Here is a 13,982-nt window from a genome sequence, read left to right on the forward strand (position 1 = left end):
CTTTTTTTATTAATTTTTTTTAGTTCCCGGAAGATTAACACCAATCATTCCTCCAGTGACACAGATGACTAAGGTAATCACACAACGAATAGCAAATTTAAATGAAAGAGGTGATTCTACTCCAATGAGATAGTAAAGCAGGCTCAGGATAATCATCGTAGCCGCAATCATTAACCCAATTAACCAACCTTTTTCAGCGACTTGTTTGGCAACAACTGCAGATCCGATGAAAAAGATTGCAACGTATGAAGCATAAATTAATTTTTCTAATGCTCCAACTGAAAGCCATTCAAAATACGCAAAAGTAGTTATAAGTAACCCAAGTATGAGGATACTAATAACAATGAAGCTTAAACCGTATAATAATGCTCGTCCTAATTTTTGTGTCATATTCTCAACTCCTAATACAATCATGTTATCTCAATAATCAATTTATGAACGATGCGACAGGATTATGAGAATCATTAATAAAGTTAGTAATAGATTAAGTAAAAAGAGGAGGACGTTATGGATCCGAATTGTTATATTGTGGTGTATCGAACAACTTTATTTTATATTGTGTTGTTAATTGTATTTAAATTAATGGGAAAAAGGGAAATTGGTCAGTTGACGCTACTTGATTTAGTTGTATCGGTTTTAATGGCTGAGATTGCAGCGATGGCCATTGATAACTTGAATCGTCCCATTCATGAAGTCTTGTTAGCAATTGGTCTTCTAGGGGCTTTACAGTTTTGTTCCGCCTTTATTACATTAAGATTTAAAAAGGTGAGAGAGATTGTAGACGGCAAGCCCTCTATTTTAATTCATCATGGCATGGTTGATTTAGATGAGATGCGTAGACAACGTTATACATTTGATGATTTAATGCTTCAATTGAGAACAAATAATATTTCGTCTGTATTTGAAGTGGAGTATGCGATACTAGAAGCAAATGGTGAGTTATCTGCCTTTAAAAAACAAGAAACTGAATATAACCCATTACCAATTATTACGTCAGGTGGAATTGAAAAAGAAAATTTATTTTTAATTCAAAAAAATGAAGATTGGGTGAAACAAGAACTTGAAAATCAGGGGATTTTTTCGGTTAAAGAGGTGTATTATGCAGCTTATGATGGTGAGCATCTTCAATGTTTAACACGACGAAATCTCGATTTAAATGCAAAAAACGTTACCGAGCAGTAACGTTTTTTAGTCGCAATCCTTCTTTATCTCATGGAAACATATGTTATAATAAGAACGTTATTTCGTTTTGATGGATGTTGTCATTTTTTGTGTTGGAAAAAGTCCACAAATAACAATAAGAAATAGGTAAGCAATCGATACAATCATCATAATGAATATCATATTGAGAAATGGGTTTGTGAAGAAGCTCATAGTAGCGGATAGATATCGGCCCAGTAAAAAGGTAATCCCAATAATTAACGTTCCGTTAATTACAGCACGAAGATCCATACTATATCCGATTTTTTTATGAATAATAATATAATGCCATCCTGTGATAAAGACGATATTGAATAAAACAGAGATAATTAATCCGTAAATATTTAAAGACGGGATTAAAAGTAAGACAACCATCATGATAATTTTGATGATAGAGGAAATAAGTGTGGTCGTCATGGCACGACTTGCTTCATCAATGGCTTGTAAACTGGCTGTCATCGGCCCTTGGAAATAGTATAAAAGGAAAAAGGGTGCCATGATGAGTAGATAGTCTGATCCAGTACTTGTGCCATATAGAAGTTTCATTAATTCAAATGGGAAAATCATCAGTAAGACCGTATAAAGTCCACTCGGAAGAAAAGAGAGTTGAAAAGCTGCATTGAGATGCGAGTGGATTCGTTCGAAGTTTTTACTTGCAAAAGCTTGGCTAATCGGAGGTACAATCGATTGTGTGACAGCCATCGTAATAAAGGATGGCATCAATAGCATAGGAAGGGCGAATCCTGAAACGGCACCGTATAATTTGGCACTTGATTCACTAGTATAACCGATTTGGTAGAGACATTGTACGACAATGATGGGTTCTAGAAAGTGTGAGAAAGAACCGATTAAACGACTTCCAGTTGCGGGTAAGGAGATGGCGATAACATCTTTGAAGTTTTGAGAAGTTAATCGAGTTGGTAAGAGATTAGCACCACGATGGTTAATTCTCATATTGTTTAAGAACATCACAATTAAAATAAAAATGGAAGCTAATTCTCCTGCAATCGAAGCCCAAATTGTCCCGACAACGCCATAGATTACACCATAAGGCAATAACCAATTAATAAAGAAGATACAAATGATAATTCTGACAATTTGTTCAACAAGTGTTGAAATCGCTGAGGGATACATGTTTTGTTCCCCTTGAAAATAGGCTTTCAAAATGGACGATAATGACACACAAAATAAAAGGGGTCCGATTGAAATGAGGGGAAGATAGGTTCTAGCATCCTTTAATAAATAAACAGCTAATGGTTTTGCTGTGAAAAAGAGGATGATAGAAATTAAAAGGCTAGAGGCCATCGCAATAATAAGAGAGACAGATAATATTTTTTTCTGTCGCTTGTTTGCTCGTGAAATTAAGGTTGGGATGGCAACGGGAAGCCCGATACTTGCGAATGTCGTTAATAACATCAATGTCGGTGAAATTAGCATGTAAATACCAATTCCGTCTTCTCCTAACAACCTTGTCACAATAATCCGATTTATCATTCCTAATATTTTAGTAATTAAACCGGCTACAACGAGTATTAAAGTTCCTTGTGCAACGCTTTGTTTTTTCATAGTTATCCACCTATACTTAATTAATATTTCGATTAAGTCTATGATAGAATTTTATAAAATATGAAGGTGAGGAGATATTTTGCTTAAATCTAATTTTTTATGGCAGTGGAGTGAATCAATCGGGGAGTTAGAACTTGGCTTTAATTCAAATCTTCGTGATGAAGTTAAACAACTCATTTTAAATCGTCACTTAGCGAGTGAGAAGAGTATTGACACCTTTTTAAGCGGTGAGGGTCCTTTATATGATCCCTTTTTATTTTCGGATATGAAAAAGAGTGTTGATCGTATAAACAAAGCAATTGAAAATCAAGAGCCAATTTTAATTTATGGGGATTATGATGCTGATGGTGTAACAGGAACTTCTATTTTAATGAGAGCATTAAGAGGGCTAGGAGCCATCGTAGATTATTATATCCCAAATCGTTTTTATGAGGGATATGGGCCGAATGAAGATGCTTTTATGCAGGCTATTTCAGATGGATATAAGTTAATTATAACGGTGGATAATGGAATATCAGGTCTATTAGAAGCTGATATTTTACCTCCTTACGGGGTTGATTTAATTATTACCGACCATCATCAACCAAAGGAATGCCACCCAAATGCTTTTTCAATTATTCATCCGGAATTAGATTCATCTTATCCATTTTATCAATTATCAGGAGCTGGAGTTGCCTTGAAATTAGCTCAAGCTTTAATTGGAGATGGGTTATCAGAAGAGTATTTTGCTATTGCAGCTCTTGGAACAATTGGAGATGTTGTTCCTTTAATTGACGAAAATCGTTATATCGTTAAACGTGGACTTGAGGCGATTAGACGGACTGAGTTATGCGGATTAAATGCGCTGATGAATGAAGCAAAGATAGATAAATCGGAAGTGGATGAAGTTAATGTCGGATTTGAAATTTGTCCAAGGTTAAATGCGCCAGGACGAATGGATGAAGCAGCGTTAGCAGTTGAACTTTTAATTAGTGATGATGAGATGGAAGCCGCTTTGATTGCAACACAAATTGAATCTTTTAACTTAGAACGTCAAAAAGTAACGCAAAAAGTATTAGATCAGGCAAGTACACTCATGACTCCAAAACAACTAGAAGATAAAAAAGTGGTTTTATTATATCAACCGAACTGGCATGAGGGGATTTTAGGAATTGTTGCAGGTCGATTATCGAAATTGTGGCAAAAAGCTGTCTTTGTCTTAACTGATGATCATGATGGATTTGTTAAAGGATCGGCAAGAGCGGTTGAGGGGTATCATTTATTTGATTTACTCAATCAAAATGAAGACTTAATCGAACGTTTTGGGGGACATGCGCTTGCGGCTGGGATTACGTTAGCTCCAGAAAATATTCAACCGTTAGAAGATAAGTTAAATGCTGATTTAAGAGGGATTAAGATTCAACCGATGCAACGGGTAGACTTAAATTTATCACTTGAAAAAATTGATCTTGAATTAGTTGAGGATTTAGCTGTTTTGGCGCCTTATGGTGAGGGCAATCGTCCTCCAGTGATCGGAATTGAGCAGGTTAAAGTTAAAAATATTAAAGCGATTGGAAATAAGTTACAACATTTAAAGTTTACGATTTATGATGAGGCTCATCAACTAGATGCAATTGCGTTTAATAAAGCGGATTTAATGATTTATTTAACGCCTGATACATTGTTTGATTTTATTGGAGAGATTAAAATTAATGAATGGAATGGAAATCGAACGGTTCAATTTCATGTCATGGATGTTAAATGTGATGAGTTCCAGTTGCTTGATTTAAGAAATAAGCAAGTTTACGAACAAAATAGGGAAAAGCTTATTCATGCGACTTTATATTCTGAGGTAACTGAAACATCAGAAATAAGTACGTTAATCATCGATAAAATTCCAAGCTCTAAAGAACAGTTGTGGGCACTTATAAAAGAGCATCCGATTCAAAATATCGTTTTAGCTCCTTTACCAAATCACGTGACATTTGCACCGAGAGAAAAATTTATTACCGTGTATAAGCTAGTCAAACAACACAGTCCAATTCATTTAAATGATCAAATGTATAGTTACTTTATGCGCATTGGAATTAGTAAAAATGAATTATTATTCATTTTGCAGGTGTTTTTTGAGATAGAACTTGTTATAATAAAAAATGGTTCGGTTTTTTCAACCGATTATCAGATGAAGCGTGATTTATCAGAAGCTCCAACGTATCAGTCTCAACAATCAAAGCTTTTGATGCTTGAATTTTTTGAATTGACGACGTGGAGTGAATTGAAGAACAGTTTTATTAACGCTAGGGAGGAAATAACTCATGAATCTTAAAGATTATGTTGCAAACGTACCTAATTTTCCAAAGGAAGGTATTCAGTTTAAAGATATTACACCGTTAATGGCAGACGGAGAAGCATATAACTTTGCAACATCTCAAATGGTGGAATTTGCAAAGGCACAAAACGCAGAATTAATCGTTGGACCTGAAGCTCGTGGATTTATTTTTGGATGTCCAGTTGCAAATGAATTAAAAATTGGATTTGCGCCTGTTCGTAAACCAGGAAAATTACCTCGTGAAACAGTTTCATTTAACTATGATTTAGAATATGGTTCAAATACATTATGCATGCACAAAGATGCCGTAAAGCCAGGGCAACGTGTTTTAATCGTTGATGATTTATTAGCAACAGGTGGAACAGTTGAAGCTACGATTAAAATCATTGAAGAGCTTGGTGGTATTGTAGTTGGATGTGCTTTCTTAATTGAGCTTGTTGATTTAGATGGGCGCAAACACTTAGGAAATTATGACGTTTTCTCATTAATGCAATATTAATTTTTAAAAATATAAAAGATTAAGTAGAGTTGAAGCAATTATTGTTGCAATTCTACTTTTTTTTATGTTAAAATCTAAAAAAAGTATGTATCATGCTAAAATAGTATTGATTATGTTAAGTTTTACGGTTTGTGATAGATGTTGATTTGGTCATCATCTTTTTTTTCACCTAAAATAATTCGAAAATATCATTTTTTTTGAAACAAAAGATGATTTTAGATTTATAATAAATTAAGTATATTAAATGGTAGGAGTAATAATTATGTACCAACTAAATGGGTATGACATTTCAATTGACCATGTTTTAGAGCAAGCTAAAACATATATTAAAAATCCGGATAGTATTGCCATCATTGAAAAAGCGTTTGAACTTGCGTATCAGCAGCATAAGACGCAATTGCGCAAATCAGGGGAACCGTATATTATCCACCCCATTGAGGTCGCTTATATTTTAGCGAAGTGGCAAACGGGACCTCGTACCATTGCTTCAGGGCTTTTACATGACATTATCGAGGATACAGATATTACAAAAGAGGAAATAGCTGAACTCTTTGATGATGAAATTGCCAATATTGTAGATGGTGTGACAAAGTTAACAAAATTATCTTATAAATCAAAAGAAAAACAGCAGGCTGAAAATCATCGTAAAATGTTACTTGCGATGAGTAAAGATATTCGTGTTATTTTAGTTAAATTAGCTGATCGTTTACACAATATTCGTACGCTTAAGTTTTTAGCGCCGGAAAAACAATGTGCGATTGCTCATGAGACGATGGAAATTTATGTTCCAATTGCACATCGTTTAGGGATGTATCGTGTTAAAGCTGAACTTGAGGATACCTCGCTTCGCTTTTTAAAGCCCGAAGATTTTTATCGAATTGCTCAGTTAATTAAACAAAAGAAACACGAGCGAGAAGCACAGATAAAAGAAATGGAAGACGAGATTAAATCAGCATTAAGTGAATATCAAATTAATTTTGAGATTAAAGGGCGTATTAAAAATATTTATAGCGTGTACAAAAAAATGATGACGCGTGAAAAAGATTTTGAAGAAATTTATGATTTGCTAGCGCTACGTTTAATTGTTAATTCTGTTCCTGAATGTTATTCAGCGCTTGGAATTATCCATGCGCACTTTAAACCGATTCCAAATCGCTTTAAAGATTATATTGCGATGCCCAAACCAAATATGTATCAGTCCTTACATACAACGATTATTGGACCACATGGTAATGTCTTTGAGGTTCAAATTCGTACAAAAGAAATGGATGATATCGCGGAGCAAGGAGTTGCTGCTCATTGGGCGTATAAAGAAAATAGACAAATCACTCCAAAACAGGAACAAAAAGAAATTCAAGATAAATTAAAATGGTATGAAACATTAATCGCTTACCAAGAAGAAGTGAATGATGCTGAGAAATTAATGAAGCTCGTTAAAGATGATATCTTTAATGCGAATGTGTATGTCTTTTCTCCAAATGGAGACGTCTTTGATTTTCCACCGGGTTCTACCCCACTTGATTTTGCATATCGTATTCATACAGATCTTGGACATAAAACAACGGGTGCGATTGTGAATGGAAAGATTGTTACCTTAAATTATCAAATGAAAACCGGCGATATTGTTGAAATTAAATCATCAAGAAATTCCTTTGGTCCGAGTGAAGATTGGTTAAATATTGTTCAGACTTCACAAGCCCGTCATAAAATTCGCCAGTACTTTAATCGTATTAAACGCGAAGAGTATGTCAATAAAGGCGAAGAGGCTTTCCTAAAAGAATTAGCTTCGAAAGATTTATCGTTAAGTGATTTAGATATTAAAAAATTATTAACAGCTTATAAAAAGCAAAGTATTGATAAACTAGAAGAGCTTTATTACCAAATTGGTCGCGGTCGCTTAGTCGCTAAAACAATGCTTGAACGATATTTCGCAGATGGTAAGGAAGTCAATGATAGTGAACTCATTCAACAAATTAACGAGGCGGCAAAGATTAAAGAAGAGCATCGTAAAAAAGCAAAAAATCGTTTTGGTATTATTGTAGATGGATTAGATAATGTTGATTTAAGGATTGGGAAATGTTGCCACCCGGTGCCAGGTGATCCGATTGTTGGATATATTACAAAAGGTAGCGGGATTACGATTCACCATGCTGAATGTCATAATATCAAAACCAATGGAAGAATTGTTCCAGTTGAGTGGGATGATGAGCATTCAAATTCATTTAGTGCTAAAATTAGAATCACAGCACTTGATCGTAAAAATGTACTTGGCGATGTGATTCAAAAATTGACAATTTTAAATACGAATATTTCGGAATTGAATGCTGTATCTGCTAATGACACAACCATTATCAATTTATCATTATCTGTACGTAATGTGGAGCAGCTCATCAGTATTGTTAATACAATTAAGCGTGTTAAAGATGTCTTTAGTGTAGAACGTATTATACAGTAATAGGAGTGTAGAAATGAAAGTAGTCGTACAACGTGCAAAATTGGCAAAAGTAATCGTTGAAGGGGAAGTTGTTGGATCGATTGATAAAGGATTATTGTTATTAGTCGGAATAACACACGAAGATACGATAAAAGATTTAGAATACTGTGCAAAAAAAGTAGCTAATTTGCGTATTTTTGAAGATAAAGATGGAAAAATGAATTTATCAGTGAAAGATATTCAAGGATCTATTTTATCTGTTTCTCAATTCACATTATATGGAGACACGCGTAAAGGGAATCGCCCAAGTTTTGTTGAAGCAGCTCGTCCTGAAGTCGCAAAACCTTTATATGACCAGTTTAATGATATCTTACGAAATATGTACCAGTTAACCGTCGAGACAGGTGTTTTTGGTGCGATGATGGATGTAGAATTTACCAATGATGGTCCGACGACTTTAATTATTGAATCTTAAGAAAAAATGTATTATAATGAAGTAAATAGTCAATAATAAAAATAAATTCGATGATCAAGAAAGAGCCTTAATCGATAACGAACTAGAGAACGGAGTCACGGCTGGAAGCTCCGACGGGTAAGTTAAGGAAAGACACTTGTGAGAAGATGTCCTGAACTTTAAGTAGGGATATCCGTAGACGGCGTTAACGTTTCAAGTGGTAGTTATTTGATAACTACAATTAAGGTGGTACCGCGTATATAACGTCCTTAGATTAAATCTAAGGACTTTTTTTATACTTAATTTTAAAAAAGTTAAGTATAACCCGTGTCCGACATCGATTATTGCTTATTATGTAAGGCTATGAAAGGAGCTAAAAGAATGAATTTTAATAAACCTAAAGGGACTTATGATGTTTTACCAAAAGATAGTGCTCGTTGGCAAAATGTTGAAAGTTTAATTCGCGAAATCTGTTCAATCTTTAATTACAAAGAAATTCGTACCCCAATGTTTGAAAGTACACAATTGTATCATCGTTCAGCCGGTGAAACATCTGATGTTGTGTCAAAGGAAACATATGATTTTAAAGACCGTGGTGACCGTATGATGACATTACGTCCGGAAGGAACAGCCGGTGTTGTACGTAGCTATATTGAAAATAAAATGTATGCGGACCAAATGGTACAAAAAATGTTTTATATTGGACCAATGTTCCGTTATGAACGTCAACAAAAAGGACGTTATCGTCAGCACATTCAATTTGGAACAGAAGTATTTGGAAGCGCGGATCCATCAATTGATGCCGAAGTTATTTCGTTAGCTGTTACTTTATATAAAGTTCTTGGACTTCGTAATATTAAAGTTAAGTTAAACTCTCTTGGAGATACTGAAAGTCGTGAAAATTATCGTGCTGCTTTACTTGCTCATTTTGAAGGGCATAAAGAAGAATTATGTGCAGATTGCCAAGTTCGATTAGAAAAAAATCCATTACGTGTTTTGGATTGTAAAGTTGATCGCAATAAAGAAATTATGCAATCAGCACCACAAATGATTGATCATTTAACTGAAGAAGATAAAGCTTACTTTATGAATGTACAAAAATATTTAAAAGCAATGGGAATTGAATATGAGTATGATGCAAGCTTAGTTCGTGGATTTGATTACTATACGCATACTATTTTTGAAATTCAAGCTGAGATTGAAGGATTTGGTTCACAAAATACATTATGTGGTGGTGGACGTTACAACAAGTTAGTAGCTGAACTTGGAGGACCAACTGTTCCTGCTATTGGATTTGGTATGGGACTTGAACGTCTATTATTAGCACTTGAAGCTGAGAATATTCAAGTAGCAGGTGAAGATGCGGTTGATTTATTCTTAATTACTCTTGGGGAAGATGCAAAAGTATTTGGATCACGTTTATTACTCGATTTACGTAGCCGTGGACTTGCTTGTGAAACAGACTATTTAGGTAAAAACTTAAAAGGTCAATTTAAACAAGCCGACCGCTATCATGCACGTTACACAGCGATTTTAGGTGATGAAGAGTTACAACATGGGATGATTAATATTAAAAATAATCAAACAGGTACACAAGAAAGTATTCCAGTAGGATTTGTTATTGACTATATTATCGAAGATCAACAACGTAACCATCAACATGGAGGATGTTGTGGTGGTGGATGCCACGATCATCAAGAAGAAGAACATGAGTGCTGTGGAGGACATGGTCATGGAGATGATCATGAGTGTTGCGGTGGAAATGGTCATGGATGCGGATGTCAACATTAAGAAGAGGTGAAAATTTTATGAATCGTACACATAATAATGGAGAATTAAGACTTGAGAATGTCGGTCAAGTAGTTGAATTAAAAGGTTGGGTTGCTAAATCTCGTAACTTAGGAGGATTAGTTTTCATTGATTTACGTGACCGTTATGGAATGACACAATTAGTGGCAAATCCAGAAACAGTTAGCCCTGAAGTACTAGAAGTGGCTAATAAAGTTCGTAATGAATATGTTATTGCCGTTAAAGGGATCGTTGCAGAACGTCAAAGTAAAAATCCAAATATGCCAACAGGGGATATTGAAGTTGTTTTAGAACAACTAACCATTATCTCAGAGGCAGAAATGACACCTTTAATCATTGCAGATGAAACAGATGCTTTAGAAGATACACGTTTAAAATATCGTTATTTAGATTTACGTCGTCCAATGATGCAAAAGAACTTTATCTTACGTCATAACATTTTAAAATCAGTTCGTAGTTATTTAGATAGTCAAGACTTTATTGAAGTTGAAACACCATATTTAAATAAATCAACACCAGAAGGAGCACGTGATTATCTAGTTCCAAGTCGTGTTCATGAAGGTGAATTCTATGCTTTACCTCAATCACCACAGATTTTCAAACAGTTATTAATGGTATCTGGATTTGAACGTTATTATCAAGTAGCACGTTGTTTCCGTGATGAAGACTTACGTGCTGACCGTCAACCTGAATTTACTCAAATTGACATCGAAACCTCATTCTTAACACAAGAAGAAATTATGAATTTAGTTGAAGAAATGTTAGTTAAGATGATGAAAGATGTTAAAGGGTTAGATATTCCGCGTCCATTCCCACGTTTAAGCTATGAAGAAGCAATGGGACGTTATGGATCAGATAAACCAGACACACGTTTTGAAATGGAATTAATACCTTTAAATCATGTTGTAGCTAACTGTGGATTCTCAGTCTTTGCAAGTACGGTTGAAGCAGGAAATGAAGTAAAAGCATTATGTGTGAAAGGCGCAGCAGAACGCTTCTCACGTAAAGACATTGATAAATTAACTGACTTTGTTAAAAAATATAAAGCTAAAGGATTAGCTTGGGTGAAAGTAGTCGAGGAAGGATTCAATGGTCCAATCGCGAAATTCTTTAATGAAGACGAAGTGGCTTCAATTAAAGCTGCTACAAATGCTGAAATTGGGGATTTATTATTATTCGTTGCTGATACAAAAGCAGTCGTAGCAGATAGCTTAGGAGCATTACGCTTACATTTAGCTAAAGAATTAGGAGTAATTGATGAATCAAAATTTAACTTCTTATGGGTGATTGACTGGCCATTATTCGAATATGATGAAGAAGCTGGACGATTCTTTGCAGCACACCACCCATTCACAATGCCAAGTTTAGATACATTAGATACGTTCGATACAGATTCTCATAATGCGAAAGCTCAAGCTTACGATATCGTATTAAATGGATATGAATTAGGAGGAGGATCATTACGTATTTATCGTCCTGATATTCAATCTCGTATGTTTGAAGCATTAGGATTTACAAAAGAAGAAGCTGAAGAACAATTTGGTTTCTTAATGAATGCCTTCAAATACGGAACACCTCCACATGGTGGTTTAGCATTAGGTCTTGACCGAATCGCGATGATTTTAACAGGATCACAAAGTTTACGTGATGTGATTGCATTCCCTAAAAATGCATCGGCAACATGTCCAATGACAGAAGCACCAGGACGCGTAAGCGAGGCACAGTTAACTGAATTACACATTCAATTAAAGAAATAGAACTAAAAATCTCCTCATCATGAGGAGATTTTTTTATGTAATAGGGATTTGCTTTAATTTCAAAAAATGGTGGAATGTAATGGAAAATGTATAAAAATGTATTTTTTTACTTAATTACGATTTTCAATATTTGCATTCTTAGTTAAATAATGTACAATTAAATAGTATGTATTTAGAAGGGGGTTAGTATGAAAGAGTATATCAAAAAAAATAAGCTAATCATGTTGGGCGTTTTATTGGGGATTACAGCGTGTGGATTAGCCATTTTAATTTATATGATGGATCAAACCATTAAGCAACTTGAAGAAAAAAGTCATACACAAAATACAATGTTAGATGAATATGAAGCCGTTATTACCGATTATTCAGATATGCTTTGTAAGTATGAAATGGATATTGAGCATTTAACAACCCCTATGTCTAAAGAAGAATTAGTATATATTGCTCATGCAATGGGCGGAATTGATGGGTATCCTTATACAAATTCTATTGAAGCATTTAAAGATAATTATGATAAAGGATTTAGAGTTTTCGAAGTAGACCTACTCTTTACGAGTGATGGAGAATTAGTTGCCCGTCATGAGTGGTCAGAAAGCGATTATGAGCGATTTGAACAACTCGACTTAATTGATTTATCATCGATTGAAAAAAATGAACGTGATGAATATGTTCCAACATTAGAACAATTTTTAAGTATGAAAATCAATGGTCAATATAGCCCCATGACTTTTGAAGATATCATTAAATTATTACAAGAGTATGATGATGTGGTATTTGTTACAGATACAAAATGGGCAGATGAAGACAGTGTAAAACAATCATTTACTGCTATTGTTGAACAGGTAACGGCAGTTGATGAGACATTGTTATCTCGAATTATTCCACAACTTTATACGCTTGAAATGTTCGATATGGTAGAAGAAATTTATGAATTCGATCGTTATATCTATACCATGTATCAGGAAACTCATCGCTCGAATTATGAAGTCATTGAGTTTATTAATGAAAATGAAGAAATTGTATTTGTAACGATGCCACAATTTTTTGCTTCATTATGGGGAGATCCAAGATTTGATCTTTTAAATCAATTGCAGTATCTAAAAAAACCAATGTTCTTCCATACCATTAATGATGATGTCACACTAGAAGAATTGTTATACTATGGGGCAAGTGGTGTGTATACGGATGAATTAATTTATGAAGGTGATATGCATCAAAAAACATGTCAATATGCTTCGGTAATCAAGGAAAGAGAAGGTGAAGAAAATGAAGCTAAATAAGCTGTTAAAAGAGCCCTTTTTAGTTTTCGGGGGAATCTTTACAATCACTACAATTGTTCTTGCAGTTATTTTAATCACTCAGTTAAAAGGAGATAAAAGTACAGTAGGAAATGATGTGAATACGAATATAGGAATTATTGATGTGACCCAAGACGTTGTTGATTATACGTTACGTGAAACAGCTACAGAATATCAAAAAGAAATTTATGATGAATTAATTGAGAATCAAACAGCCTTTGAAGAGTCATGGACTCCAGAAACTGAATCAGCTTATGCAGAGTCTGTTGTTAAAAATTTCATTGCCGATTTCTTTACTTGGTCTAATAAAGGAGGACGTAACGATGTAGGTGGATTACAATTTGTGTATCCGTTATATCGTTCAGATTTTAGAAATAAAGCAGTAGATGTCTTCTATTTATATCTAGATTACTATATTGAAGAGTTCGGTGCCGATCAATTGCTAACAGTAGAAAATGTTAAGGTAACGGGGGTTGATCCTAACTATGTCTACACAATGCCAGACGGAACAGAGATGGATGGGACATATGTTTATGCAGAATGGACATATACAGATAGTGATGAGTTAGATTTATCAAAATTTCCAACAGAAACAGGATTTATTGTTGTTGAAAAAGAAAATCAATTAGTTTTAATTGAAATTCAGTAGTGGAGGTG

At 34.4% G+C, this 13,982-nt stretch carries 11 protein-coding genes and 1 other annotated feature; of the genes, 9 read left to right on the forward strand and 2 right to left on the reverse strand.

Annotation, left to right across the window (positions count from 1 at the left end):
* Nucleotides 1–9: 9 nt before the first annotated feature.
* Nucleotides 10–390 carry a TIGR04086 family membrane protein gene (locus HMPREF9402_RS06970; RefSeq protein ID WP_006784229.1) on the reverse strand — a complete coding sequence of 127 codons (381 nt, stop codon included), beginning with the start codon at nt 388–390 and terminating at the stop codon, nt 10–12.
* Nucleotides 391–507: 117 nt separating this feature from the next.
* Between HMPREF9402_RS06970 and HMPREF9402_RS06975 the strand changes: the two genes are divergently transcribed.
* Nucleotides 508–1,182 (forward strand): DUF421 domain-containing protein, encoded by a 675-nt coding sequence (locus tag HMPREF9402_RS06975; RefSeq protein WP_006784228.1) that lies wholly within the window; start codon nt 508–510, stop codon nt 1,180–1,182.
* Between the two features lie 57 nt (nt 1,183–1,239).
* Here HMPREF9402_RS06975 and spoVB read toward each other — a convergent pair whose 3' ends face one another.
* Nucleotides 1,240–2,766 carry a stage V sporulation protein B gene (gene spoVB / locus HMPREF9402_RS06980; protein ID WP_006784227.1) on the reverse strand — a complete coding sequence of 509 codons (1,527 nt, stop codon included), beginning with the start codon at nt 2,764–2,766 and terminating at the stop codon, nt 1,240–1,242.
* Nucleotides 2,767–2,845: 79 nt separating this feature from the next.
* On the opposite strand from spoVB, the gene recJ reads away from it, so the two are divergent.
* From recJ to HMPREF9402_RS07020, 8 genes are all read left to right on the forward strand, one after another.
* On the forward strand, nt 2,846–5,071 hold the full coding sequence (gene recJ / locus HMPREF9402_RS06985; protein ID WP_009606945.1) for a single-stranded-DNA-specific exonuclease RecJ: 2,226 nt from the start codon (nt 2,846–2,848) through the stop codon (nt 5,069–5,071).
* Entirely contained in the window at nt 5,061–5,573 is a 513-nt protein-coding gene (locus HMPREF9402_RS06990) for an adenine phosphoribosyltransferase (protein WP_006784225.1), read from the forward strand. Before recJ ends, HMPREF9402_RS06990 begins: the two co-directional genes overlap by 11 nt.
* Nucleotides 5,574–5,835: 262 nt before the next feature.
* Nucleotides 5,836–8,028 (forward strand): RelA/SpoT family protein, encoded by a 2,193-nt coding sequence (locus tag HMPREF9402_RS06995; protein WP_009606948.1) that lies wholly within the window; start codon nt 5,836–5,838, stop codon nt 8,026–8,028.
* Between the two features lie 13 nt (nt 8,029–8,041).
* Nucleotides 8,042–8,482: a D-aminoacyl-tRNA deacylase gene (gene dtd, locus HMPREF9402_RS07000; protein WP_006784223.1), complete on the forward strand. Its 441-nt coding sequence runs from the start codon at nt 8,042–8,044 to the stop codon at nt 8,480–8,482.
* Between the two features lie 41 nt (nt 8,483–8,523).
* Nucleotides 8,524–8,735, forward strand: a binding site (T-box leader).
* A gap of 107 nt (nt 8,736–8,842) precedes the next feature.
* Complete coding sequence (hisS, locus tag HMPREF9402_RS07005; RefSeq protein ID WP_009606939.1) at nt 8,843–10,252, forward strand: histidine--tRNA ligase; 1,410 nt, start codon at nt 8,843–8,845, stop codon at nt 10,250–10,252.
* Nucleotides 10,253–10,269: 17 nt separating this feature from the next.
* Entirely contained in the window at nt 10,270–12,027 is a 1,758-nt protein-coding gene (gene aspS, locus HMPREF9402_RS07010) for an aspartate--tRNA ligase (protein WP_009606942.1), read from the forward strand.
* 188 nt (nt 12,028–12,215) lie between these two features.
* Nucleotides 12,216–13,307 carry a phosphatidylinositol-specific phospholipase C/glycerophosphodiester phosphodiesterase family protein gene (locus HMPREF9402_RS07015; RefSeq protein ID WP_009606937.1) on the forward strand — a complete coding sequence of 364 codons (1,092 nt, stop codon included), beginning with the start codon at nt 12,216–12,218 and terminating at the stop codon, nt 13,305–13,307.
* Entirely contained in the window at nt 13,294–13,974 is a 681-nt protein-coding gene (locus tag HMPREF9402_RS07020; protein ID WP_006784219.1) for a hypothetical protein, read from the forward strand. The genes HMPREF9402_RS07015 and HMPREF9402_RS07020 overlap by 14 nt, the downstream gene beginning before the upstream one ends.
* Nucleotides 13,975–13,982: the final 8 nt, after the last annotated feature.

Origin of the sequence: Turicibacter sp. HGF1, assembly GCF_000191865.1 — a bacterium.
GTDB classification, from domain to species: domain Bacteria; phylum Bacillota_I; class Bacilli_A; order MOL361; family Turicibacteraceae; genus Turicibacter; species Turicibacter sanguinis.

Bases quoted from the DNA above. Each gene is read 5' to 3' on its own strand.
- HMPREF9402_RS06975 (WP_006784228.1), top strand. From the start codon at position 508: ATGGATCCGAATTGTTATATTGTGGTGTATCGAACAACTTTATTTTAT.
- HMPREF9402_RS06995 (WP_009606948.1), top strand. From the start codon at position 5,836: ATGTACCAACTAAATGGGTATGACATTTCAATTGACCATGTTTTAGAG.
- aspS (WP_009606942.1), top strand. From the start codon at position 10,270: ATGAATCGTACACATAATAATGGAGAATTAAGACTTGAGAATGTCGGT.
- HMPREF9402_RS06970 (WP_006784229.1), bottom strand. From the start codon at position 390: ATGACACAAAAATTAGGACGAGCATTATTATACGGTTTAAGCTTCATT.
- spoVB (WP_006784227.1), bottom strand. From the start codon at position 2,766: ATGAAAAAACAAAGCGTTGCACAAGGAACTTTAATACTCGTTGTAGCC.
- HMPREF9402_RS07015 (WP_009606937.1), top strand. From the start codon at position 12,216: ATGAAAGAGTATATCAAAAAAAATAAGCTAATCATGTTGGGCGTTTTA.
- hisS (WP_009606939.1), top strand. From the start codon at position 8,843: ATGAATTTTAATAAACCTAAAGGGACTTATGATGTTTTACCAAAAGAT.
- dtd (WP_006784223.1), top strand. From the start codon at position 8,042: ATGAAAGTAGTCGTACAACGTGCAAAATTGGCAAAAGTAATCGTTGAA.
- HMPREF9402_RS06990 (WP_006784225.1), top strand. From the start codon at position 5,061: ATGAATCTTAAAGATTATGTTGCAAACGTACCTAATTTTCCAAAGGAA.
- HMPREF9402_RS07020 (WP_006784219.1), top strand. From the start codon at position 13,294: ATGAAGCTAAATAAGCTGTTAAAAGAGCCCTTTTTAGTTTTCGGGGGA.